Source organism: Lentzea aerocolonigenes, from assembly GCF_000955955.1.
GTDB lineage: Bacteria > Actinomycetota > Actinomycetes > Mycobacteriales > Pseudonocardiaceae > Lentzea > Lentzea aerocolonigenes_A.
This window is the reverse complement of record NZ_JYJG01000101.1, coordinates 16,635-39,959: the sequence shown is the minus strand read 5'-3', so window position 1 is coordinate 39,959 and position 23,325 is coordinate 16,635. Positions and strand designations below refer to the sequence as shown.

Here is a 23,325-nt window from a genome sequence, read left to right as displayed (position 1 = left end):
GACACCTGATCATCGCCGTGCCTGCCACCGGCCTGGTCGTGATCGGCCGTTCCATCTACCCCGACCACGGCTTCGACGCTAACCGGGACTCGTATCCCGGCCGGATCGCCCGGCAGGCCGTCACCCAGCTCCTGGCCGCCAACGGCTGAGTGGTCAGGTGGTGTCTCGCTGGACCAGGGTGAGGATGGCGGCCGGGTCGGCTGGAGTTGCCGGAGCGCCCTTGTCGATCAGCGAGAGGACGGTCGTGGTGAGGCTGACGGCGATCGCGGTGAGGTCCATCGCGATGGTGGTCAGCGCCGGTACCGCGAGCGAGGCGATGGGCAGGTCGTCGACTCCGATGAGCGCCAGGTCGTCCGGGACGGTGATGTCCTGGGTGCGGCAGCTCGCCAGGATGGCAAGGGCGAGGAGGTCGTTGAAGGCGGCGACCGCCGTGACCGGGTTGGTGCCCCGCGTCCACTTCGTCACTGCGGCGCTGGCGCTCTCCTGCGAGTAGCGCAGGTCGACGACCTTCGGTGCCGGCAGGCCCAAATCGCGGCAGGCTCGTCTGGCTCCCTTCAGGCGTGGCGGGCAGAACGGGCTCTCCCGGGGGTCGTCCAGTGCCGCGAAGCCGATGCGCCGGTGACCGCGGGCCGCGAGGTGTTCGACCTGGAGTCGTCCGACGTCCTCCTGGTTCAGGCCCGTCATCCGCGCGTTCTCCGGGGCGAGAACGCCTTCGAGCAACGGAATGCCCGCCTGCTTCAGTGTTCGCGCGTCGCTGGGCGGCAAGCTGCCGAAGGCGACGACGATCGCGGGCTGAATGTGTTGCCACGTCTGGGCCAGCGGCACGGTCGGCTTGGCGTGGTGCAGGTACACGCACGCGTAACCGGCCTCAGCGAGGGACGCACCGAGGGTGAGTTTGAACTGTTCCATCGCCTCGGCGACGGGAAGGTCCGGGATCACGCACAACACGACCTGGCCGCGCCCCTTGCGCATCGCACGGCCGATGCCCGAAGGCACGTACCCGAGCCGGTCCGCCGTCTCCAGCACGAGGCGACGTGTCTCGGCTGCGATGCCGTGCTCGTCCTTGCCGTTGAGCACGAAGCTCACGGTGGTCTGGGAGACCCCGGCCTCGCGTGCGACATCCCTGCTGGTGACTCGCCCCACCACTGCTCCCGGCCGATTTCGTCGATGTCTTGCGCTTCCGGACGTCCACAGGTTAGCGTGCCGCATCTAATACGTATTAGACACCGCCACAAGTGGTGAGCAGGGGAGATCCGCACCGTTTTCGCTGCTCTACCGATCCAGGTCGCCCTTCGCCGCGTCTCGGCGAGGTGGTCGCACCCGAGGAGAGATCTGTCATGGACGACACGATCCCCGTCAGCACCGACCCGAGACCCGGTCACGTCCCGTCAGGCCACGTTTCTCCCGCTCCTGACCCGATTCGCCTGAGCCGGCTCCTGACCTTCGTCTTCCCGGCGACGACCGCGTTGTACGCCTTGTTCAACGGGATCGGCATGATTCTGCTGCCCGCGCAGGTGGCGCAGCTCGCGCCGGACTCCAAGGTCGGTGTCCTGGCGCTGCTGACGACACTGGCCGCGGTCGCCTCGATGATCGCCCTGCCTGCCGGCGGAGCACTGTCCGACCGCACCCGGTCCCGGTTCGGACGGCGAGCTCCGTGGCTGGTCGTCATGGCGCTGGCCTCCGGGGTGCTGACGATCGCCATGGGCATGACGACCGGACTGGTCGCGCTCGCACTGGTGATGACGGTGTTGTGGTTCACCGCGAACTTCTACGGCGGCGCCATCGCGGCGATCCTGCCCGACCGGGTGCCGGTGCACCGCCGGGGCGTCGCCTCCGCGGTGATCGGCCTCGGCACACCGATGGGCGTTCTCGTCGGGGTCAACCTGGTCAGCCGGGTCAGCCAGTTCTGGGGCTACACGATCCTCGCCCTCGTGCTGGCCGTCACAACCCTCGCGTTCGTGGCCGGTGCACGGGAGCCGTCCTCGCTCGACCTCGTGACGGTGGAACAGGCAGAGCGCCGAGGTGCGATGGCAGCGGCGGGTGTCTTCTTCCGCGCGTTCCGCCACCGTGACTTCGTTCTGGCCTTCGCGAGCCGCTTCGGCCTGTTCATGGCCTACTTCACCGTCTCCGGGTACATGTTCTACGCGGTGCAGGACTACGTCGGTGCCCACAACGTTCCCGGCGGCGACGTCGCGGTCGCCGTGAGCACGTTGGCGACGGTGTCGCTCGGCGCCTGGATCGCCGTGGCGACGCTCTGCGGCTGGCTGGCCGACAAGCTCGACCGGCGCAAGCTTTTCATCGCGGTCAGCGCCGTCGGTCTCGGGCTGTCGCAGATCATCCCGGTGGTCAGCCACACCTGGACCGGGATGCTCGTGTACTCCGCGGTCTCCGGCGCGGCACTGGGCACCTACTTCGCCGTCGATCTCGCGGTCATGTCATTGGTGTTGCCGGACAAGGAGAGCGAGGGACGCGACTTCGCGATCCTCAACGTCGCCACCGGCCTGCCGCAGCTCGTGTCGCCACTCGTCGCGGGCGCTCTGATCAGCAGCCTCGGCTACGGCTCGCTGTTCCTGTTCAGTGCGGTGTTCGCGCTTGCCGCCGGCGCGCTCGCCATGTGCATCCGCTCGATCCGATAGGGGAGACCGATGACACAGATCACCACCTCCGGCGGCGTCTCGCTGGACTACGACACCTTCGGAGCTGCCGGGCTGCCCCCGCTGCTGCTGATCCAGGGACTGGGCGCGCACCGGATCGGATGGCGTGCCGAACTCTGCCGACAGCTCGCGGACGCGGGATTTCACGTGATCCGCTTCGACAACAGGGACGTCGGGCTGTCGCAGAAGTTTCCCGCGGGCGGCTACACGCTGGCGGAGATGGCGAGCGACGCCGCCGGACTGCTCGCCGCCCTCGAGATACCCGCGGCGCACGTGGCCGGGCAGTCGATGGGCGGCATGATCGCCCAGGAGCTCGCCCTCGAGCACCCGGACCGCGTCCGGTCTCTCGCGTTGATCTACACCGCGCCCAGCGTGGACTTCTTCGCCGGCCGGGAAGTCGTCGATGATCGCATGCACCGGCCACGCGCCCGCGATCGCGATGAGGCCATCGCGCTGTACCTCGACAACGAAGCCCCCTGCGCCTCACCCGGATACCAGCAGGACGTCGCGTGGCTGCGCGAGCTCGGCGGCCAGATGTACGACCGCGACTACGACCCGGACGGCATCGAACGGCAACTGGAGGCGGTCGATCGTTCGCGCGACCGCACGCTCCGGCTGCATCGGATCGATGTACCCACCACGATCATCCACGGGGACGGCGACCAGCTGATCGACGTCGTCGCGGCCAAGGTCATGCACGAGCAGATCCCGGACTCGACGTTGACCATCCACGCCGGCATGGGCCACGAGCTGCCAAGTCCATTGTGGACTGACATCGTCGAGCAGATCCGGCGCAACACCGTCCGAAGGAGTGCGCGAACGTGACGGCGGTACACGTCGAGGGTCTGGTCACGGCGGGCTTCGAACCGGTCGCGGACGCTTTCGCGGACAACTTCCGGCAGCGCGGCGACACCGCTGCCTCCTGCGTGGTCTACGCGTCGGGCACACCGGTCGTGGACATCTGGGCCGGGCGGACCGACGAGGGCGTCTGGACGCCTGACCTCCGCACCGTCGTGTTCTCCGTCAGCAAAGGCGTCACCACGATCTGCCTGCTGATGGCCGCCGAGCGCGGACTGCTCGAACTCGACGCCCCGGTCGAGCGGTACTGGCCCGAGTTCGCGGTCAACGGCAAACACGCGACGACGGTGCGGATGCTGCTCGCGCACCGCGCGGGCCTGATGGCGCCCGAGGCGGACCTGAGCGTCGATGATCTGTCCACATGGGACCCGGTGGCAGCGGCACTGGCCCGGCAGACACCTGCCTGGGAACCGGGTACGGCATACGGTTACCACGCGCTCACACTCGGCTGGCTCGCAGGCGAAGTGCTCCGCCGGGCGACCGGCCGGCGGCCCGCCCAGTGGCTGCGCGAGCACATCGCGGAACCGCTCGGCCTGGCGATGACCTACGGGACGGATCCGGCCGCCGGCGACTTCCGGACCCTGCAGGACCCGCTGCCGGACACCGACCTCGCCGCCGCCCAGTCCATGGCCGCGGCGCTCGCAGATCCGCTGGTGCAACGCTCGACCAGCCTGGGCGGAGCCCTCGACCCCGCCAACCTCATCGCCGAGGTGAACAGTCCTTGCCTGCTGTCGTGCGAGATACCGGCAGGCAACCTGGTGACCAACGCCCGAAGCCTCGCCAAGCTCTACGCGGCCACCGTCAGCGAGGTCGACGGCATCCGGCTTCTCGGGCCGGAGGCGGTGCGCGACGCACGGGTCGAACGCTCGTCGGGACCACCGTTCGCCGGTCCCGACGAAGGAAACCGGTGGGGCACCGGATTCCAGCTCAGCTCGACGCGACGGCGGATGGCCGGCCCCGGCAGCTTCGGCCACGACGGCTTCGGCGGCTGCCTCGCCTTCGCCCACCCGGAATCGGAGATCGCCTTCGCCTACCAGACAGCCCGTCCCGGCGGCCTGGGCGACAACCGGGCGGAAGCGCTCTGCGAAGCACTCCGCATCTGTCTCTGACGAACCAAGGAACCGATCATGCCGCTCGACCCGTTCCTCGAAGCCCTCCTGGCGACCCTGCCACCCCTGCCCGACGAGATCGACGACTTCCCCGCCTTCCGCTCCAACGAGACTGCCGCCGCGGAGGCGCTCGTCGCCCAGCTGACGGAACCGGCGCCCGAGATCAAGTCCCGCCACGTGGTCTCCATTCCGGTCGACGGAGGGACGATCGACCTGCACGTCTTCACGCCCTTCGGCGCAGGCCCGCACCCGGTGCACCTCTACGTGCACGGCGGCGGCTGGATCGGCGGTTCGGCCAAGCACAAAGCCATCGACATCCTGTGCGCGGAACGGGCCGCGGGCGCCGGCTGTGTCGTGGTCGCGGTGGACTACCGCAAAGCACCCGAGCACCCCTTTCCAGCCGGGCTGAACGACTGCTACGCGGCACTGCTGTGGGTCACCGAGCACGCTGACCAGCTCGGTGCCCGGCACGACCTGATCACGATCGGCGGCGGCTCCGCCGGTGCCAACCTGGCCGCCGCGCTCACGCTCAAGGCCCGCGACGAGGCAGGCCCGCGCCTGGCCTTCCAGCTGCTCGAAGTTCCGGCGCTCGACCTCACCCTCGGTCAGCCTTCGCATCAGAGGTTCGCCACCGGCTACGGACTCACCCTCGCCGCCGGCGAGATGTGTGTGCGCTACTACCTCGCCTCGCCCGAGCAGGCGACGAATCCGTACGTCTCACCACTGCTCGCGCCCGACCTGTCCGGCCTTCCGCCGGCCCACATCATGTCCGCCGAGTACGACCCGTTGCGCGACGACGGCGAACGCTACGCCGAGCGGCTCACCGAAGCAGGCGTGCCGGCGACGTTTTCCCTTCACCACGGTCATATCCACATCTCGCCTGGCTTCACGAAAGCCATGACAGCGGCCCAGCGCTGGCGCGAGGAGGCCGTAGCCGTGCTGCGGCGCGCCCACCTGACGGGTCAGAGTCCACAAGGGAACCGCGAATGAAAGCGGCGTGTACGCGGCGCTGGACCATGCTTGCAGTTGCTGTGTCCGTTGGGGTACTTACCTGTCCGGTCGCGGAGGCAACGGCCGGCGACACAGCCGCCGGCTGCGACAGCGGCTCGTGGATCGCCGGCACGACGAACCTCTGCAAGGGCGACCTCGTTCACCGCGACTACGTGTACGACGACTACGGTGCCGACACCGGAGCGGGTGGGTCCTCCACCTGTTCGATGCCTGGCCAGTCATCCATGACGCCGACGGGGGATCAGCGGTATCCGGCCGGAGAGGAGAACACCGCCGATCTTCGCCAGTTGCGCGTGTCTGTCAAGAACAACCGGCTGAGTGTCACGTTCGCGCTCAACGCTCTGTTCGACGAGAACTCGACAGTCGCGGTGCTCGCCATCGACACGGACAACGATCCCGCGACCGGGGGCGGGAGTCTGCCCGGCGTCCGCATCTCCAGCCGAGGCTGGGATTCGGCCGCCGCATTCCACGCAGGCATGCCAGGCGTCGCCGTGGACACCACCGCGAACACCATCACCGGATCACTGCCCATGCCGACCGGCAGCGTGTGGCGCATCCAAGCGCTCACCGCGCAGTCCGACGGAACCGTGATGAACGTGGCGTTCCGCGGTGACGACGAGCGCGGCCCGTGGTTCGAAGACGAGCAGGCCGCGGCACTACACGGCGGGGACATCAGCGCGTTCGGGTACGTGGTGTCGGCCGACGACCTCAAATCCGGCGTGACCCGCATCGCCGACGTCGGACCGGGCCTGCACGAGCGGGTGTACAAATCGGACTACACGCTCGGCCGCGGCGAAGGCATGACCTACCAAGGCATTCCGGGTGAGCAAGCGGCGCCGATCGGTCAGGCCTTCCACTTTCTCGGGGCGTACCAGCCGTTCGCCATCTACCTGCCCGACAAGCGTGGCCCGCACGGCCTGCAACTGGTGCTGCACGGCTACTGCGACGCCTTGAACTTCGCACTCGGGAAACCAGGCATGCAACAGGAGTTCGGGGAAGGCCGGAACCGGATCCTGGTCACTCCGCTCGGCCGCGGCCCGGCGGGCTGGTACTCAGGTCCATCCGAAAGAGACGTCCTCGACGCCCTCGACGACACCGAAGCCGCCTACCGCGTCGACACCCGGCAAGAGATCATCTCCGGCTACTCCATGGGCGGGTACGGCACCTATCGCCTCGCCGAGCTGTATCCCGACCGGTTCGCCGGATTCATCGACTGGGTCGGCTACACCGACTGCCTCACCGGCACGCCGCTCGCCGGCCGCTGCCCGCTCGGCGGTGCTGACGGCAACCCCGTCGACCACGTCCGGAACCTGCGCTGGGTGCCCGGCGGGATGCTCTACTCCGGTGCCGACGTACTTGTCCTTCCGACGAGCGCGATCGCCGTGCAGCAGGCGTTGGCCACCACCGGCTATCAGTACCAATGGTGGTTCCATCCGGTCGCCGAACACGGCACATACGCGACTCTCGACGACTGGCGCAAGGAGTCGCGCTACAGCTCCACCATGGCCCTCGCCGTCAATCCGCCTCAGGTCACCTACCGCTACGACCCGCAGCTCGACAGCCCCACCTACGGGCTGCGCCACGATCGCGCCTACTGGATCTCCGGCCTCACCACCGCCCACGACGGACACGGCGATGTGGACCTGACCACGCAGGGATGCGGCGGCAGCCTGCCGGTCACCATGCAGACCAGCGGTGCCGGCAGCGACCCGGTGCCGTGGGTGTCGCAGGGCGCGACGGTCGTCGGATCGAGACCTCTCGTCCGGGCATCCCGCCTGACCGGATCACTGTCGAACATCGCGACCGTCATGGTGGACGTAGGACCAACCTGTCTCAGCCGCCTCGCGATCCAGTACGACGTGACCACCGACGGCCCTGTCGTGATCCGCTTCAGCGACGCCCGGAGCATCCGGTTGCCCGGAGCCGGGCGCCACACCGGAACGGCGGCGGCAACACCCACGGCGGTTCAGTCCATCGGATGATTCCCTCCGCCGCGCCATCAGTTGGTGCCTGAGTGAAACGGTTGTCCGCAACACTTTCATTGCGTTGAACTGTCCAAAGGAGACCGAAAGTGATTCAGGAGAAGGTCGCGCGTGGAGGGCTCACCGCGATCGGCATCGCGGTCCTGCTCGTCGCCTGGCTGCAGATGCTGCTCATCCGCTACATGTCCGTGGTGGGTGGCCTGCTGATCGTGGGGCTGGCCGGCGCGACGGTACTGGCCCACTTCGCCCGTGCCGGACGTGCGACGCGAGTGGTGCAGGCCGTGGCGATCGTCGGGGTTCTCGCCGAGATCGTCTGGCTGATCTCGGGCTGGTACCCGCTCCTGGTCACCGGTCAGGTCGCCGCCGTGGTCGTCGCGTTCGCGTGCCTCGTCACCACCTGGACGGCCAGGCGCCGTGACTCGGTGGCCGACGGGCGCACGCTGGGCCGGACCGTGCTGCGGGGAGCCGGCCTCCTCGTAGCCGGAGTGGCCGCGGTGCTCTCGGCGGCCCTGCTGGTGAACGCCGTCACGCCCGTGCCGGTGGCGACGGCTCTTCAGTCCGCGACCGGCTACGGCAACTCCTTCGAGCCGGCGAAGCCCATGGCGAGCACCGTGGTCTCGAACACCCGGCTCATCAACGACATCAAGTACGGCGACAAGTACCCCAACAGCTACCTCGACGTCTACATCGCCGGCAACGACCCCACCGTCAGCCGGCCCACGTACGTGATCGTCCACGGCGGCGGCTTCATCCTGGGAGACAAACTCGGGGGCGACCCGAACGCGGCCGACCACACCTTCGCGCTCGGTAACGCCCCCGTGCTCGACGCCGGGTACAACCTGGTCTCGATCGGCTACGGACTGGCCCCGCGGACGCCCTACCCGACGCCCGTCATCCAGTTGACGCAGGCCATCGAGTTCCTGAAGACGCATGGCGGCGAGTACGGGCTCGACATGAGCCGCGTGGTCCTGTCCGGCGGCAGCGCAGGCGGCCACATCGTCGGCCAGTACGCCAACATCCAGACCAATCCCGCCTATGCCCGGCAGATGAACATCGCGCCGTCGCTGAACCGGGACCAGCTCAAGGCCGTCGTGTTCGACAGCGCCCCGTTCGACCCGCGCCGCGCCGGCCGGACCGAGGCGCCTGCCTTGGCGCAGGACTGGCTTTTCGGGCTGTGCCTCCGGGTCTACGTCGGCACCACGACCGCCCGCTTCGACGAGGCGAGCGTCACCGATCACGCCACCGCCGAATTCCCGCCGGCCTTCATCGCCGACGGCAACACCGGCACCTTCCCCGATCAGGCCCGCGATTTCGCCGCCCGCCTCAACGAACTCGGGGTGCGCAACGCCCTCGACCTCTATCCCGTCAGCGAGGTGACGCTCGGACACACCTTCATGAGCGCCCCGTCCCCGAGGACTGACGACTACAACCGGCGCAAGATCGAATTTCTCCGCTCCGTCGTCGGCTGAGCACTGTCCGGGGACGGGCGGCGTTTCCCCGTTCCGGTCGACGAGACAGGGCGCGTCCACGGGTGGAGGTAGTGGGCGGACCTTCGCCCCTCCGACCACCACGTGGTGCGAGATGGATCCCGCGTGGGGTGTTCCGACCGGTGTCACCGGCCCTGGCGGGGCCGCCTTGGACGCCTTCTACTCGTCCAAGCGTGTGTTCGACGGTGACGCGTTCAAGGTGTGGATCACGCCGTAATTCTCTGCCAGGACAAGCGTGCGCAGTTTGTGTGTTCATGCGCTGGTGCCGACGGCCTGGCCGCGGCTGAACGGCACCTCGTCGAGCTCTCGACCGCATGCAGAACGGCAGTCGCGCCGATGCGGGGCGGGCAGCTCGTCCAGGATGCGGTCGACGTCCGCGCGCTGTCAGGGGGCGGGCGCCGAGAAGGCCGAGCAGCGTTGCAGGGTGGCCTGGGAGAAGTCGCCGAGCCGTCGGCGCGGGTTGCGGTGGGACGGAGGAGTGCCAACTGCAGTGCGTGAGCGGCCGACCCTGTTGTGTAAGAGCCTGTTCTGCACAGCAGAAAAGGTTGTCCCGCGTTGCGGAAAGAGTTCCATCATCGCGGAATGCCAGAACCTGTCGAACCCGGTCCCGCCCTCTTGCGCGGGCCTGTCCGAACCGATCGGACCGCCGAGCTCGAAGAGCTCCACGGACCAGGGGAGCACGGACGAGTTCCTCCACTGTGGATGGAGCCCGGCGAGCTCGCCTGGCGCGGGCGACCGTCCGTCGCGGCCTGGTTCAGCGGCTGTGCATCCACCTCGATCGCATCGGTGCGGACCGCGGCTCGTGTCCGTGGTTGAGAACTCTGTGAACACCTCCCCACCACTCTCGGAGAAACCCATGTCACGAAGGCGCTTTTCACGCACTGGAGCTGTGGCGCTAGCGGCGGCCCTGACTCTCAGCGCCTGCGGCGGACTGGACGACCAGGCCGGCCGCGACGGCGACAGCAGAGTGATCAAGGTCGGCTTCGTCACCCCGCAGACCGGTCCGCTGGCCGCGTTCGGGGAGGCTGACGACTTCGTCATCGATCAGATGCGCGAGCACTTCCGGACCCACCCGGTGCGGATCGGCGCAGAGGACTACTCGGTCGAGATCATCGTCAAGGACGCCGCGTCGGACTCCAAGCGCGCGGGCGAGGTGGCCGGCGAGCTGATCAACTCTGATCAGGTCGACCTCATCATGTCCGGTGGCACGCCGGACGTGGTCAACCCGGTGGCCGATCAGTGTGAGGCCAACGGCGTTCCGTGCATCACCACGAGCGACCCGTGGCAGCCGTACTTCTTCGGCCGGGGCGGCAAACCCGACAAGCCCTTCCGCTGGACCTACCACTTCTTCTGGGGCCTCGAGGACGTCGAGGCGGTGTACCTCGACATGTGGAACGCCGTGTCCGCGGGGAAGAAGGCCGGGGCGTTGTGGCCCAACGATCCCGACGGCCGCGCCTGGGGCGACCAGAAGACCGGGTTCCCCACCGTGATCGCGGCGCAGGGGTACTCCACTGTGGACCCCGGGTTCTATCCCAACGGAACACAGGACTTCACCGCTCAGATCGCGCGCTTCAAGGCCGACGGTGCCGACATCCTGCTCGGTGTCCCGATTCCGCCGGACTTCACGACCTTCTGGACCCAGGCCAAGCAGCAGGGCTACCAGCCCAAGCTCGCCACCATCGGCAAGGCGCTGCTGTTCCCGTCCTCGGTCCAGGCGCTCGGCGACCTCGGCGACAACCTGGCCACCGAGGTGTGGTGGCACCCGTCCTACCCGTACAAGAGCAGCTTGACCGGGCAGTCGGCGGCGGACCTCGCCGCTGCCTACGAGAAGACGACCGGGAGGCAGTGGATCCAGCCGATCGGCTTCACCCACGCGCTCTTCGAGGTGATGGTCACGGCGCTGACGCGGGCGGGCAGCGTTGACGGGACGAAGGTGGTCGACGTGCTGAAGTCGTTGAAGACCAACACCATCGTCGGTGCGCTGGACTGGACCGCGGGGCCCGTGCCCAACGTCGCCAAGACACCGCTCGTGGGCGGCCAGTGGCGCAAGTCGGCCGGTCCTCACCCGTACGAGCTCGTCATCGTCAGCAACAGCAAGGCGACCGACATCCCGACCGGCGGCCGAGTCGAGGCCCTGCGATGACACCTCTGCTCGAGATCAGTGGACTCGCCAAGCGGTTCGGCAAGCTCACGGTGATCGACGACCTGTCCTTCACCGTGGCACCGGGCGAGGCGCTCGGCGTGGTCGGGCCCAACGGGGCCGGCAAGTCGACCATGCTGAACCTGGTCAACGGTGTCCTGCGACCTGACGAGGGAACCATCAGGTTCGCCGGGACCGACGTGACCCGAATCGGAGCGGACCGGCGGTGCCGGGCGGGCATCGGGCGCTCCTACCAGATCCCGCGTCCCTTCGGCGAGATGACCGTGTTCGGCAACGCCCTCGTCGGCGCGACCCTGGGCGCCGGCCTGCGCGGCCGGCACGCTCACCGCGCGGCGTTCGAGGCGTTGGAGAGGACCGAGCTGATGTCCCTCGCGAACTCACCGGCGGGTGCGCTGCGGCTGCTCGACCGCAAACGGCTGGAACTGGCCAGGGCGATGGCCTGCGGCCCGCGGCTGATCCTGCTCGACGAGATCGCGGGCGGCCTCACCGACAGCGAGCTGCCGACGTTGGTCGACACCGTGCGAGGCCTGCGCGACAGCGGGGTCGCGGTGATCTGGATCGAGCACATCGTGCACGCCCTGCTCGCCGTCGTGGACCGCCTGATGTGCCTGACCTACGGCACGATGCTCGCGATCGGCGATCCGCAGGCGGTCATGCGAGATCCCGAAGTGGTCACCGCCTACCTCGGCCACACCGTCGAGCGTGCGTCATGACCTTGCTGCGACTGGACGACCTCAACGTCCACTACGGAGACTTCCACGCGCTGCGCGGCATCTCCCTGTCGATCGACGAAGGTGAAACCGTGGCCGTCATCGGTGCCAACGGCGCGGGCAAGTCGACTTTGCTGCGGACCATCGCGGGACTCAACGCCGCCACGTCGGGTGAGATCAGCTATCGCGGTCAGCCGGTCGATCGGTTGCCGGCTCATCGCAGGGTTGCGCTGGGCATCTCGCTGACCCCGGAAGGACGCAGACTCTTCCCCAGCCTGACCGTGGAGGAGAACCTTCTCACCGGCGCTGCGCGCAGCAGGCCGGGCCCGTGGTCGCTCCGTGCGGTCTACGACCTGTTCCCGTTGGTCGAGGAGCGGCGGAACCGGATCGCGGCAAGGCTTTCCGGCGGTGAGCAGCAGGCCGTGGCCATCGGCCGGTCGCTGATGAGCAACCCGGCGCTGCTGCTGCTCGACGAGGTCTCGCTCGGGCTTGCACCCGTCGTCGTCGACCAGGTGTACGCCGCTCTGCCGAAGGTCGTCGCGTCCGGCACCACGGTCCTGCTCGTCGAGCAGGACGTGCATCGCGCGACCGCGGTCGCCGGCCGGTTGCACTGCCTGCTGGCCGGCCGCACCGCGTTGCAAGGCGCTGTTGACTCGGTGCGGTACGAGCAGATCGTCGCCGCGTACTTCGGCCAGGCGGAGGCAGCGTGAACCTCGTCAACGCAGTCGTGCAGGGCGTCCTGCTCGGCGGGCTCTACGCATTGCTCGCCGCGGGCCTCTCGTTGATCTTCGGGGTGATGCGTCTGGTGAACCTCGCCCACGGCGCGTTCGCCGTCACCGCGGCTTACGGCTCGCTGACTCTCGTGCAGCACCTGGGATGGCACCCGCTGATGACGCTCGCCGTCGTGGTCCCGGTGTTCGCCGCGGCGGGTTTCGGCTTGCAGCGCGGCGTCCTCACCCGTGCGGCGACGCGAGGTCCGCTCACCCCGCTGCTGGTCACGTTCGGACTCGCCGTGATCGTGGAAAGCTTGCTGCTGACCGGGTTCTCCGCCGACTCGCGGACACTTCCGACCGGACAGCTGTCGGTCGCGAGCGTCCGGCTCACCGGCACCGTGTCGGTGGGTGTCCTGCCTCTGCTCACCTTCGCCGTGGGAGTCGTCGCCGTGCTCGGTCTGCAGTGGTTCCTTTTCCGCACTCCAGCAGGCAGGTTGATGCGGGCGACCAGTGACGACCGCGAGGCGGCGCGGATCGTCGGGGCCGACGACCGGCGGGTCTTCGCGACCGCCACGGCGATCGCGCTGGGTCTGGTGGCGGTCGCCGGGGTGTTCATCGGCATGCGGGGCACGTTCGCACCCAGTTCCGGCGCCGGTGTGCTGTTGTTCGCCTTCGAGACGGTCGTGATCGGCGGCCTCGGTTCACTGTGGGGCACGCTCGCGGGCGGTGTCCTGCTCGGTGTCGCACAGCTCCTCGGTGCCGCCATCGATCCGGCGGCCGGTGTCCTGGCCGGACACGTGGTGTTCCTCGTCGTGCTCGCCGTTCGCCCGGAGGGCCTGTTCCCCAAGGCGGTGATCGCGTGAGGGCCAGCAGGACGACCCCCTTCTCCCGCGTCAGCGCGGTCGTGCTCGGCGTGCTGGTCGCCGTGCTCGCCTATGCCCCGTACGCGGTGTCGCGCGGCACGCAGACCCAGTTGGTGCTGCTGTTCTGCTACGTCCTGATGGGCACGATGTGGAACCTGCTCGCCGGGTACGGCGGGATGGTGTCCGTCGGCCAGCAGGCCTACATCGGTATCGGCTCCTACGGTCTTGTGACCATTGCCGACCAGATGGGTGTTCCGGCGGTTCTCGCCGTGCCGCTCGCCGGCGTGGCGGCGGGGGCGGTCGCCTGGGTCACCTCGTTCCTGGTGTTCCGCCTGGCCGGTGGCTACTTCGCGATCGGCACCTGGGTGGTGGCCGAGGTCCTCAGGCTGGTCTTCACCCAGGTCGACGGACTCGGCGCGGGAGCGGGCGTTTCCGTTGGTGCCTACGGCGATCTCGGGCCCGCCTACCGCATCGCCGTCGTGTACTGGCTCGCGCTGGCCACGACGGTGCTCAGCGTCTTCGGGGTCTACCTTCTGATGCGGTCCAGGACCGGGCTCGGACTCACGGCCGTGCGCGACGACCCGGTCGCCGCGAGCAGCCTCGGGGTCGGGGTCGCCGGGGCCAAGCGGCTGGTCTACGTGGCCGCGGCGGTCGGCTGCGGCATGGCGGGCGCGCTGATCGCATCGAACACCCTGCGCGTGCAGCCGGAGTCGGCGTTCTCGATCAACTACACCGCGGTGATGATGTTCGTCGTCGTCATCGGCGGTATCGGCGCCATCGAGGGCCCGATCCTCGGCGCGGTGCTCTACTTCCTGCTCGAACGGGAACTGTCGCACTTCGGCGCGTGGTACCTGGTGTTGCTCGGGATCGTCGTGGTGGCGTTCACCCTCGTGCTGCCCAAGGGGTTGTGGGGGCTGGTCGCCGGGCCGCGCCGGCAGGTGTTTCCCGTCGGACTGACCGTCATGAGGTCGTGATCGGTTCGACCGTCGGGAACGTGCGACCACGGGCGTAGTGTCTGGCGGGGCGCCGCTTCCTGGTGGAGGAGGCGCGGACCCGGTGGGGCGGACAGCGATCCTCTCGTGCACGGGCAGTTGTTCCGCACGGTGACCGCCGCGTTGCTGGAGGCGTACCGCACCACCTGCGGCATCAACGAATCGGCTCCGGGGTCCGCGTCTGCGGCGGAGGACATCGGTCTGGTGGAGATCGCGGCGGCCGCGCGCCTGAGCGTGCGCGGCCTGCAAGCCGCGTTCCAGCGGTCGAGCTCGACGACTCCGCTCGGCTATCTCCGGGAAATCCGGCTGCGCCAGGCACATGCCGAACTGCGCGTCCGCAGTCCACATGAGACCACGGTCGCCGCCGTTGCCTCCCGCTGGGGCTTCCGCAACCTGAGCCGGTTCGCCGAGCACCGCGCGGAGTACGGCTGTTCGCCGAGCGAGGCACTACGCGACGACTCACCGGTGAACGCAGCGCGGGAGACGCGGAACGCACTCGTCCTTCCAGCGCGGCACCCGGCCGCGCAGCCTGGTGGCGGTTCAGCGCCGACCGGGCAGCGAAGGAGACTTTCCCGCGGTGTTCGGCCACGAGGGTGCTGGTGTGGTCGAAACGGTCGGCAGCAAGGTCACCGCGGTGGCTCCAGGCGACCACGTGGTGCTCGGCTTCGCCTCCCCCGGATCCTGCGCGACCACCGCATCGCGATCGGTCAGTACCGGTTCTTCGCCGCCGCGATGACCCATTACGGCTGGCACCAGAGCGTACCGACCACCAACGACTTCGACACCTTGATCCAGCAGGCCGACGGCGTGGACTACGGCCTCGCCGCGGAGCTGTACACCACGAACCTCCGCAACGCGATGCGCGCCGCCGACCGGTTGAAGGCCGGCTCGGTGTGGGTGAACCAGTACTTCGACCTCGTCGACGGGCGCCCTTCGGCGGGTATGGCGGCAGCGGCCTCGGCAGGGAGTACTGCGCCGAGACCCTGGACATGTACACACCATCGTGCTCGCGGAGGAACTGCCGCCGCCGCTGTTCGGTTGATCCGGAACCGCGGCGGCGGCCGTCCGCGCATCAGGAACGGGTCAGCAGAACGACGACGCCGGACACCACCGCCAAGGCCACCGCCGAAACGCCGTACCTCAAGCGGTGCGCGCGCAGCACGGGCAGGAACGAGTCGGCGGCGAACCGGCCGGGCCCGGTGAGCGCCAGCGCCGCCGCGGCGACCGCGAGCACGATCTCGTACTCCACCCCTTTGGGGATGAAGAAGCCGTTGGACCACTTGACGGCGGTCGCGTTGATCATCGTGCCGATGATCGCGGCCGCCGCGAGGGGCGTGAGCAGTCCCAGCGCGAGGCCGAGCCCGCCAAGCAGTTCGCTCACCGCCGCCACGACGGCCATCACGTCGGCCGCCAGATAACCGTTGGCGGAGAAGGACTTCGCCGTGATCGCAAGACCGACTCCGCCGAACCAGCCGAACAGGTGCTGGGCGCCGTGCGCGGCCATCGTCAGACCGAGACAGGCACGCAGCAGCAACAAACCGATGTCGTAGCCACGTTGTTGCTGTGCTTCCACGTGGTTGCTCATGACGGCATCACCACCACCGGCTTGATCGCGGTGCCGTCCAGCACCGCCGCGGCCGCGTCGTTGATCTGCTCGAAGTCGAACCGGGTGATGAGCCGGTCGAACGGCAGACGTCCGTCCCGGTGCAGGTCGACGAGCCGGGGCAGGAAGCGGCTCGGATCGCTGTCGCCCTGGTTCGTGCCCACCAAGCGGATACCGCGCCCGAGCAGGTTCGTGACGTCCACCGGAATGGTCGTGCCGAGCGGCGGGGCGCCGACGACGACGGTGGTGCCGCCGGAGGCCATGCACGCGATCGCCGTCTCCAGCACGGCCGCTCGTCCGGTGGTCTCGATCGCGTAGTCGGCGCCGCCGGTCAGTTCCATCAAGGCGACGAGCGGATCGTCCTCGGCCGAGTTGACGGTGTGGGTCGCGCCGAGTTCTTCGGCCAACGCCAGCCGGGCGGGATTGATGTCCACGGCGACGATGCGCCTGGCAGGTGTCAGCCGAGCTCCCATCACCGCGGCGAGGCCGACGCCACCCGCGCCGAACACCACGAGCGTGCTCCCCGGCTCCGGCCTGGCCACGTTGAGCACCGCGCCGACACCGGTCTGGACGCTGCATCCCAGCGGTGCCAGCACTTCGAGGTCGACGTCGTCCGGTGCCTTGATCGCGGACTGCTCGTGCACCAGCGCGTGCGAGGCGAACACGGACTGGCCGAAGAAGTGGCCGTGCACCTGCCCGGACGACCTGGTGATCGTCGCCGAACCGTCCAGCCGGGATCCGCCGAGCAGGTTCAGGTCCACCCAATGGCCGCAGTAGACCGGGTGTCCCGCGGTACAGGCGGAACACCGGCCGCACGAGCTGAAACTGATGATCACGCGGTCACCGGGGGAGAAGCGGCTGACCTGCGAGCCGACCGCCTCGACCACACCCGCGCCCTCGTGGCCCAGCACCGCGGGCAACGGGAACGGGGTGTGGCCCTTGCGGACGCTGAGATCGGTGTGGCACAGGCCGGCGGCCACGACGCGCACGACCATCTCGTCCGGGCGCGGGTCGTCGAGGACGACCTCGGTGAGCCGGAATGGAGCGTCTTCCGCTTCCACGACGGCGGCGGTGATGTTCATGATGGTCTTCCTGGGGTCACAGCCACGGCGGGAGCTCCGGGAGTGCGGAGCCGGTGGCGGGGCGAAGTCGGGGGGAAGCGCCGCGGCCCGTGAGCCACTGCGCCAGGTCGGCTGGAGGGCCGGACACGTTCACGGCGACGGACTGCCGCGCGCGTCGATGAGTCAGGACGTCCTCGACGAGCGCGTCGAGGAAATCCGCGGGCATGAAAGCGAAATCGCCGCCGGGCCGCAGGTCGTGCGCGTGGATCCACAGCTCGCGAGCGCGTAGCCACGGAATGGTGCCAGCCGGCACGATGCGTCCCTGTGCCGTGATCACGTCGGCCTGCCACCGCTCGCCGGTGATCAGGCCGAGGACGGCAACGAGCTGCTCCTGTTCCTCGGCAACGAATTCCCGAAGCCTCGGCACCGGCCACCCAGCGCCCGTCTCGATCTCCTCGGCACGCGCCGACGTGCTCGGGTACATCGGTGTCGGTTCGCCGGTCGCCGCCCAGCGCGCGAGGCGGCTCAGCGCACGCGCGTTGTGTCCCAAGTGGGACAACAGATGTCTGCCGGTCCAGCCGGGCAGCCCGCTCGGCCGGGCGAGCTGCCCGTCGTCGACCGACCGGAGACACGACAGGAAGTGCTCGTGGCCCTCGGCCATCCAGCGGAGTTCACGCGTCGGTGTCACGGCGCCCGCCGCACGGGGGTGACCATCTCGCCGATGCCCTCGACCCGCGTGACCACGGTCTGGCCGTCCTGCAGGTAACGCGCTGGCGTGCGTGCGTGTCCGACTCCACCGGTGGTGCCGGTGGCGATCACGTCGCCGGGGTTGAGGGTGAGGATGGTCGAGATGTAGCTGACGAGGTCGGCCGCGTCGAACAACAGGTCCGCGATGGTCGACCTCTGCACGATCTCACCGTCGACGGCGCAGCTGATCACGGCGTCGGGGGAGAGCTCGTCCGGGGTCACGAGGCAGGGGCCGAGCGGCGTCGTCGCCTCCCACGTCTTGCCCTGCAGCCACTCCCGCGTGCGGAACTGCCAGTCCCGCAGCGTGACGTCGTTCATGACGGTGTACCCGGCGATGGCGGCCTCGGCGGTGGCCCGGTCGGCCCGTCGAACCGACCGTCCGATGACGACCGCCAGTTCGGCTTCCCAGTCCACGGCGTCGGACTCCGGCGGCAGCACCAACGTCTCATGTGGACCGATGAGCGCCTCGGGGTACTTGGCGAACAACGTCGGGTGAGTCGGGAGAACGCGTCCCATCTCGGTGATGTGGGTGCGGTAGTTCAAGCCGACGCAGATGATCTTGCCGGGGTTCGGGATCACCGGGGCGAACAGGGCGGGCTCGATCTGGAGGACCTCGCCGTCGGCAGCGGAAGGCAGACCAGGTCCCGCGAGGAGGCTCCCCACGTCGCCGGGGCCCAGGTCGACGTACCCGTTCGCCTTGGTCGCGACCACGCGGAAACCGTGCTCGGTGTGTACGGTTGCGAACTTCATGCCACGCTCCGATCGAGGTGCAGCATCTCGAAGACCGGGGCGTCGCTGAACCGGAACAGGTCCAGGCCGTGCTCGGTCGACGCGCTGAACGGCTGCCAGGAGGGCACGACGAACAGGTCGCCCCGCGCGACGGCCCACGACGTGTCGCCGACGGTGACCTCGCCGGTGCCTTCGAAGACCTGGAACACCGACGAACCGGCCTCGCGCCTCGCGCGGGTCCCGGTGTCCGGTGCGAGCCGGTGGAACTCCGTGCGGACCGTGGGCAGAACGTCACCACCGGTGGCCGGGTTCGTGTAGCGGACGGCGGCGTGCCCGGGTTCGACGGTCGCCCTGTGTCCGTCCGCCTCCAGCGCCAGCTGATCCGACAGCGCGCGGTCGGTGTGTTCCCAGCGGTAGGCGAGCAGAGGTGTCGCGGGCGTCGGTCGCAGATGCGTCAGCGGGCGCAGACCCGGATGTCCCCACAACCGTTCGGAGCGTGAGGAAGCAGGTGCTTCGGTGGAGTCCGTCTCGTCCGGACCGAACTCGAAGAACGTGGAGCCGATGTGGTGCTGGAAGGGAATGTCCAGGCCGTCGATCCACGCCATCGGGCGGTCGCTGAGGTTGTGGTGGCCGTGCCAGTTCCACCCCGCCTGAGGCAGGAAGTCACCGCGGCGCATGGCGACCGGGTCTCCGTTGACGACGGTCCAGACGCCCTCGCCCTCGACCACGAACCGGAACGCGTTCTGGGTGTGCCGGTGGACCGGCGCGTCCTCACCGGGCTTGAGGAACTGGATCGCCGCCCACAGCGTCGGGGTGGCGAACGGGCGCCCGCCCAGACCGGGGTTGGCCAACGCGATCGCCCGGCGTTCGCCACCCCGCCCGACCGGGACCAGTTCGCCCGCCTGCGCGGCCATGGGCAGCAGGTTCCGCCACCGCCACAGGTGCGGCAGCGCGCTGGAGTCCGGGTGGGCCGGCATCAGGTCGCCGATCTCGGTCCACAGTGGAACGAGCAGTTCCGACTCGAAGGCCCGGTAGAGCGTGTCGAGTGCGGCGGAGGGCTCTGGTTGGTCAACGGCGTCAGTGGCCTGGACGCGCACCGGTGAAGATGTCGATGTCACTGCAGTGCTCCTGGGATCAAACGAAAAGGTGCTCCTCCGGCAGGTTGGCACGATTCTGGAGAGTGGGGCTACATTTTCTGGTGTGAAGAACAAGCCGCCTTATCCGATCGCATCGGTGGACCACGCGCTGCACCTCGCGACACTGCTGCAGCAGGAAGGTCCGTTGCGGGTCAGCGAAGCCGCGGACCGGCTGGGAGTCTCACCGTCCACTGCGCACCGTCTGCTCTCGATGCTGGTCTACCGCGGCTTCGCCGAGCAGCGCCCCGACCGGTACTACGAGGCCGGCGACGTGCTCCGCCCGGCCGCTGCCTCACGCGCGCCCGTCGCGTTGCTGCGCGAGGTGGCCGTGCCGCACCTGAACGCTCTGATGACCGCGGTGCAGGAATCCGTCAACCTCGTCGTGCTGGCGGGCACCGAGGCCAGGTTCGTGACCACCGCGGAGTGCACGCAGACCCTCCGCGTCGGCAGCCGGGCCGGTCGTACTCTGCCCGCCCGGCTGACCTCGTGCGGAAAGGCGATACTCGCTGCGATGCCCCCCGACGACGTGACGGCGCTCTACGAGGACGCGGACGACGTGGAACTCGCCTCGCTGCGGCGAGAGCTCACGCTCGTGCGCAAGCGCGGCTTCGCGATCAACGACCAGAGCACCGAAGCCGGCCTGGTCGCGCTGGGAGTCGCCATCCGCGACGCCAAGGGGTGCCCGATCGCGGGAGTGGCGATCGCCATGCCCAGCATCCGCTTCCACCGCGACCGGATTCCCGGCTGGATCAGGGCGCTCGCCGGGTGTGCCGCCGACATCGAGCACGACCTCGAACTGCAGTGAGGTGTTCAGCATGGATCTGCACGGACGGCAGCGTGAGCGGAAGGTTGTCGGCGAACTCCTCGACGACGCGCGTGCGGGCAACGGGACCTCGCTGGTGCTGTGGGGAGATCCGGGCATCGGCAAGACCGCGCTGCTGGAACACGCGATCGGCGCGGCGGGGGACTTCACCGTCCTGAGCTGCCGCGGCACCCGGCTGGAATCCGGGCTCGCTTTCGCCGGGATCCACGCACTGCTGTGGCCCGTGCTGGACGGTGTCGACACCCTTCCCGAACCTCAGCGCACCGCATTGCGGAGCGCACTCGGCTGCGACGAGACGCCCGTCGACCGCTTCCTCGTCGGTGGTGCCGTGCTCGCCCTCGTCTGCCGGCTCGCCGAGCAACGGCCGGTGCTGGTCGTCGCGGACGACGCGCAGTGGCTGGACGAGGCGACCGCGCAGTGCCTCGCCTTCGTCTCCCGGCGGCTGCGGACGGTGCGCGCCGCCGTTCTCCTCGCCACGTACGAGGACCCGGCGTGCGGCACGTGGGACCAGCTGCCGGCGGTGGAGGTCCGGGGCCTGGACGACGACTCGGCACGCCTCCTCGCCGCCGCCACCGCGCCCGGCCTGGACGAGGTCTCGATCCGCCGGACGATCCGTGCGGCGGCGGGCAACCCGCTCGCCTTGGCGGAGCTCGCGCTCACCCCGCCGGTGCCGGGCGAACAGATCGCGGTCGGGCCGCGGCTGAGGCGTGCGTTCACCGCCAGGATCGAAGCGCTGGCCACGTCGACGCGGGCCCTGTTGCTCCTCGCCGCCGCCGAAGACCGGGGCGACCGGCAGGTCCTGCAGCAGGCAGGTGTCGACGCTGTCGCGTGGGACGAGGCGTTGCGGTCTGGTCTGCTCGGCGTGCAGGGAGATCGCGTCCGGTTCCGCCACCCGCTGATCCGCACGGTCGTCTACGAGAACGCGCCGGCCTCTGAACGGAAGGCCGCTCATCGCCTGCTCGCTCGGGTGTTGAGCGGCAGGAACGCAGAGGATTTCGGCACGCGGCACCTCGCGGCGGCCACCGACAACGCCGACGAACTCGTCGCATGGCACCTCGCCGCGGCCGCCGACGGCGCCGACGAGGACGTGGCAGGGCTGCTCGAGAAGGCCGCCGGCCGTGCCCAGGCTCGTGGCGGCTGTGCCACGGCCGCTCGTGCGCTGGGGCGCGCGGCGGAACTGTCACCCGACCCGGCCGACGCGGCCCGGCGGCTGGCGCGGGGAGCCAGGGCGGCGTGGGAAGCGGGTCAGGTGGACCTGGCGCGGGAGTACCTGCTGCGCGCGGAAGAGCTCGCCGGAGAGGCGGCCGTAGGCGAACTCAGCGAGGGGCTGCGAGGGCTGATCGAGTTCGCACACGGTGACCAGGAACGGGCCTTCCGCTACCTGACCGGCGACATGCGCGTGGTGTCCGATCAGGACACCGCGGTCGAGCTCGGGACCATGGCCGTGCGAGCGGGATGGTCCGCGGGAAGAACAGGCCTGCAGGCCGAGGCGCTGCGGCAGCTCGGTGGACGGGCAGATCCGCTCCTGTTCGAGCCCGCATCGGGCGCGGTGGTGCGCGACGACGACCTCAGACTCGACTCGTGGCGCGTGACACCGCCCGCACCGCTGTGCGTCGCGTGGGGTGTGGAGCGGTCCGTCTCGGAGGCTTTGGGACGGCAGATCGCGGAGTTGCGGCGCACGGACTCGGTGACCGCGCTGGCGGCGGTGCTGGCGCAGACCGTGACGCTGGACATCGCGCAGGGGGACTGGTCGCGGGCCGCCGCCAGCGCGGAGGAAGGCATGCGGCTCGCCGAGGAGATCGGCGCCGACCACCTCGCCACGCAGTGCCGCAACTGCCTCGGCTGGCTGGCTGCCGTCCGGGGCGATGAACAGACCGTGGCGAGCCTCGCCGAGCGTTCGAGGGAGGTGTCGGTGCCACGGGGCGTGCGCGTCCTGACCGCGGCCGCCACCTGGAACCTCGGTATGTCCGCATTGTTCGCGGGCAGGCCGGAGGAGGCCTTGGAGCACCTGAGCAGACTCACCGAGCCGGAGCACGACGCCTCCCACCCCACGTTCGCGCTGCTCGCGGCCGTCGACACGGTTGAGGCGGCGGTGCACGCCGGACAGCCGGATGCGGCCGAACCGCACGCGAATCTGGTGCGTGACTGGGCCGAGCGCACCGGGGCGGCCTGGGCCGTGTCCGCCGGCCACCTCACCCGCGCGTTGCTGACCTCGGAGCCGGAGGAGGAGTTCAGGCTCGCTCTCGCCGTTCCGGGAGCGTCAGCCAGACCCTTCGCACACGCGCGTACCCGGTTGCTGTTCGGTGAGTGGCTGCGACGAGCACGCCGCCGCACCGAGGCCAGGGCACAGCTCGGCGAGGCCGCCGCGACCTTCCAACGGCTCGGTGCCACACCGCTGCTCGAACGAGCCACGAGCGAACAGGAGCTCACCGAGCAGCCGCGGGGCGCCGCGCACCTGCTGACGTCACAGGAACTGCGGGTCGCTCGTCTGGCCAGGGAAGGCCTCACCAACCGGGAGATCGCCGCCCAGTTGCTGATCAGCCCGCGCACGGTGGGCCACCACCTGTCCAACGTGTTCCCCAAGCTCGGCGTCGTCACGCGGGCCGAGCTGTCCCACATCGACTTCGACGGGAGCATGCGACTGACGCGATGACGGATACCGTGGCCGATTCGCTCCTCGGTTGAT

General features: G+C 69.4%; 21 protein-coding genes and 3 pseudogenes. 18 read left to right on the top strand and 6 right to left on the bottom strand.

Annotated features, from left to right (window positions below; translation table 11 throughout):
* Positions 1 to 17 precede the first annotated feature (17 nt).
* Positions 18 to 149, top strand: a complete 132-nt coding sequence (locus UK23_RS54600; protein ID WP_269112285.1) for a hypothetical protein — start codon at positions 18 to 20, stop codon at positions 147 to 149.
* Positions 150 to 153: 4 nt separating this feature from the next.
* On the opposite strand, the gene UK23_RS16590 is transcribed toward UK23_RS54600, so the two are convergent.
* Positions 154 to 1,143, bottom strand: a complete 990-nt coding sequence (locus tag UK23_RS16590) for a LacI family DNA-binding transcriptional regulator (protein WP_045312453.1) — start codon at positions 1,141 to 1,143, stop codon at positions 154 to 156.
* A gap of 194 nt (positions 1,144 to 1,337) precedes the next feature.
* On the opposite strand from UK23_RS16590, the gene UK23_RS16585 reads away from it, so the two are divergent.
* The 15 genes and pseudogenes from UK23_RS16585 to UK23_RS55010 all read left to right on the top strand — a co-directional run.
* A complete protein-coding gene (locus UK23_RS16585; RefSeq protein ID WP_045312427.1) occupies positions 1,338 to 2,636 on the top strand; it encodes an MFS transporter in 1,299 nt (432 codons plus the stop codon).
* A 9-nt stretch (positions 2,637 to 2,645) separates the two neighbouring features.
* Positions 2,646 to 3,479, top strand: coding sequence for an alpha/beta fold hydrolase (locus UK23_RS16580; protein ID WP_045312426.1), 834 nt, complete (start codon positions 2,646 to 2,648; stop codon positions 3,477 to 3,479).
* Positions 3,476 to 4,621, top strand: a complete 1,146-nt coding sequence (locus UK23_RS16575) for a serine hydrolase domain-containing protein (protein ID WP_045312425.1) — start codon at positions 3,476 to 3,478, stop codon at positions 4,619 to 4,621. The genes UK23_RS16580 and UK23_RS16575 overlap by 4 nt, the downstream gene beginning before the upstream one ends.
* 18 nt (positions 4,622 to 4,639) lie before the next feature.
* Positions 4,640 to 5,611 (top strand): alpha/beta hydrolase, encoded by a 972-nt coding sequence (locus tag UK23_RS16570; RefSeq protein WP_045312424.1) that lies wholly within the window; start codon positions 4,640 to 4,642, stop codon positions 5,609 to 5,611.
* A 26-nt stretch (positions 5,612 to 5,637) separates the two neighbouring features.
* Positions 5,638 to 7,614 carry an alpha/beta fold hydrolase gene (locus tag UK23_RS16565; RefSeq protein WP_156213156.1) on the top strand — a complete coding sequence of 659 codons (1,977 nt, stop codon included), beginning with the start codon at positions 5,638 to 5,640 and terminating at the stop codon, positions 7,612 to 7,614.
* An 89-nt stretch (positions 7,615 to 7,703) separates the two neighbouring features.
* The gene (locus UK23_RS48700; protein ID WP_052684720.1) at positions 7,704 to 9,083 is read left to right on the top strand and encodes an alpha/beta hydrolase; all 1,380 of its coding nucleotides are present in this window, start codon (positions 7,704 to 7,706) and stop codon (positions 9,081 to 9,083) included.
* Between the two features lie 112 nt (positions 9,084 to 9,195).
* Positions 9,196 to 9,318 (top strand): hypothetical protein, encoded by a 123-nt coding sequence (locus tag UK23_RS54595; RefSeq protein WP_269112284.1) that lies wholly within the window; start codon positions 9,196 to 9,198, stop codon positions 9,316 to 9,318.
* 672 nt (positions 9,319 to 9,990) lie between these two features.
* Positions 9,991 to 11,244, top strand: coding sequence for an ABC transporter substrate-binding protein (locus UK23_RS16550; protein ID WP_196777764.1), 1,254 nt, complete (start codon positions 9,991 to 9,993; stop codon positions 11,242 to 11,244).
* The gene (locus UK23_RS16545) at positions 11,241 to 11,975 is read left to right on the top strand and encodes an ABC transporter ATP-binding protein (protein WP_045312420.1); all 735 of its coding nucleotides are present in this window, start codon (positions 11,241 to 11,243) and stop codon (positions 11,973 to 11,975) included. The genes UK23_RS16550 and UK23_RS16545 overlap by 4 nt, the downstream gene beginning before the upstream one ends.
* On the top strand, positions 11,972 to 12,682 hold the full coding sequence (locus UK23_RS16540; RefSeq protein ID WP_063778078.1) for an ABC transporter ATP-binding protein: 711 nt from the start codon (positions 11,972 to 11,974) through the stop codon (positions 12,680 to 12,682). The genes UK23_RS16545 and UK23_RS16540 overlap by 4 nt, the downstream gene beginning before the upstream one ends.
* A complete protein-coding gene (locus UK23_RS16535) occupies positions 12,679 to 13,548 on the top strand; it encodes a branched-chain amino acid ABC transporter permease (protein ID WP_045312419.1) in 870 nt (289 codons plus the stop codon). Before UK23_RS16540 ends, UK23_RS16535 begins: the two co-directional genes overlap by 4 nt.
* Positions 13,545 to 14,522, top strand: coding sequence for a branched-chain amino acid ABC transporter permease (locus tag UK23_RS16530; protein ID WP_045312418.1), 978 nt, complete (start codon positions 13,545 to 13,547; stop codon positions 14,520 to 14,522). Before UK23_RS16535 ends, UK23_RS16530 begins: the two co-directional genes overlap by 4 nt.
* A 105-nt stretch (positions 14,523 to 14,627) precedes the next feature.
* Positions 14,628 to 14,981 (top strand): annotated as a pseudogene (locus UK23_RS55015) (helix-turn-helix transcriptional regulator); the annotation flags it as partial.
* Between the two features lie 118 nt (positions 14,982 to 15,099).
* Positions 15,100 to 15,225, top strand: a pseudogene (locus tag UK23_RS53785) (alcohol dehydrogenase catalytic domain-containing protein); the annotation flags it as partial.
* Between the two features lie 47 nt (positions 15,226 to 15,272).
* Positions 15,273 to 15,473 (top strand): annotated as a pseudogene (locus UK23_RS55010) (aldehyde dehydrogenase family protein); the annotation flags it as partial.
* 139 nt (positions 15,474 to 15,612) lie between these two features.
* Here UK23_RS55010 and UK23_RS16525 read toward each other — a convergent pair.
* The 5 genes from UK23_RS16525 to UK23_RS16505 are packed head-to-tail and all read right to left on the bottom strand — an operon-like array spanning position 15,613 to position 19,798.
* Entirely contained in the window at positions 15,613 to 16,125 is a 513-nt protein-coding gene (locus UK23_RS16525; protein WP_045312417.1) for a DoxX family membrane protein, read from the bottom strand.
* Complete coding sequence (locus UK23_RS16520; RefSeq protein ID WP_045312416.1) at positions 16,122 to 17,225, bottom strand: NAD(P)-dependent alcohol dehydrogenase; 1,104 nt, start codon at positions 17,223 to 17,225, stop codon at positions 16,122 to 16,124. Before UK23_RS16520 ends, UK23_RS16525 begins: the two co-directional genes overlap by 4 nt.
* Before the next feature lie 16 nt (positions 17,226 to 17,241).
* A complete protein-coding gene (locus UK23_RS16515; protein WP_156213154.1) occupies positions 17,242 to 17,892 on the bottom strand; it encodes a maleylpyruvate isomerase family mycothiol-dependent enzyme in 651 nt (216 codons plus the stop codon).
* On the bottom strand, positions 17,889 to 18,701 hold the full coding sequence (locus tag UK23_RS16510) for a fumarylacetoacetate hydrolase family protein (protein ID WP_045312414.1): 813 nt from the start codon (positions 18,699 to 18,701) through the stop codon (positions 17,889 to 17,891). The genes UK23_RS16515 and UK23_RS16510 overlap by 4 nt, the downstream gene beginning before the upstream one ends.
* A complete protein-coding gene (locus UK23_RS16505) occupies positions 18,698 to 19,798 on the bottom strand; it encodes a cupin domain-containing protein (RefSeq protein WP_045312413.1) in 1,101 nt (366 codons plus the stop codon). Before UK23_RS16505 ends, UK23_RS16510 begins: the two co-directional genes overlap by 4 nt.
* Positions 19,799 to 19,880: 82 nt before the next feature.
* Here UK23_RS16505 and UK23_RS16500 point away from each other — a divergent pair, with 82 nt between their 5' ends.
* Together UK23_RS16500 and UK23_RS16495 are read left to right on the top strand one after the other, a co-directional pair.
* Positions 19,881 to 20,621, top strand: a complete 741-nt coding sequence (locus UK23_RS16500; protein WP_045312412.1) for an IclR family transcriptional regulator — start codon at positions 19,881 to 19,883, stop codon at positions 20,619 to 20,621.
* Positions 20,622 to 20,631: 10 nt separating this feature from the next.
* Complete coding sequence (locus UK23_RS16495) at positions 20,632 to 23,292, top strand: helix-turn-helix transcriptional regulator (RefSeq protein ID WP_045312450.1); 2,661 nt, start codon at positions 20,632 to 20,634, stop codon at positions 23,290 to 23,292.
* The last annotated feature ends 33 nt before the right edge of the window (positions 23,293 to 23,325 follow it).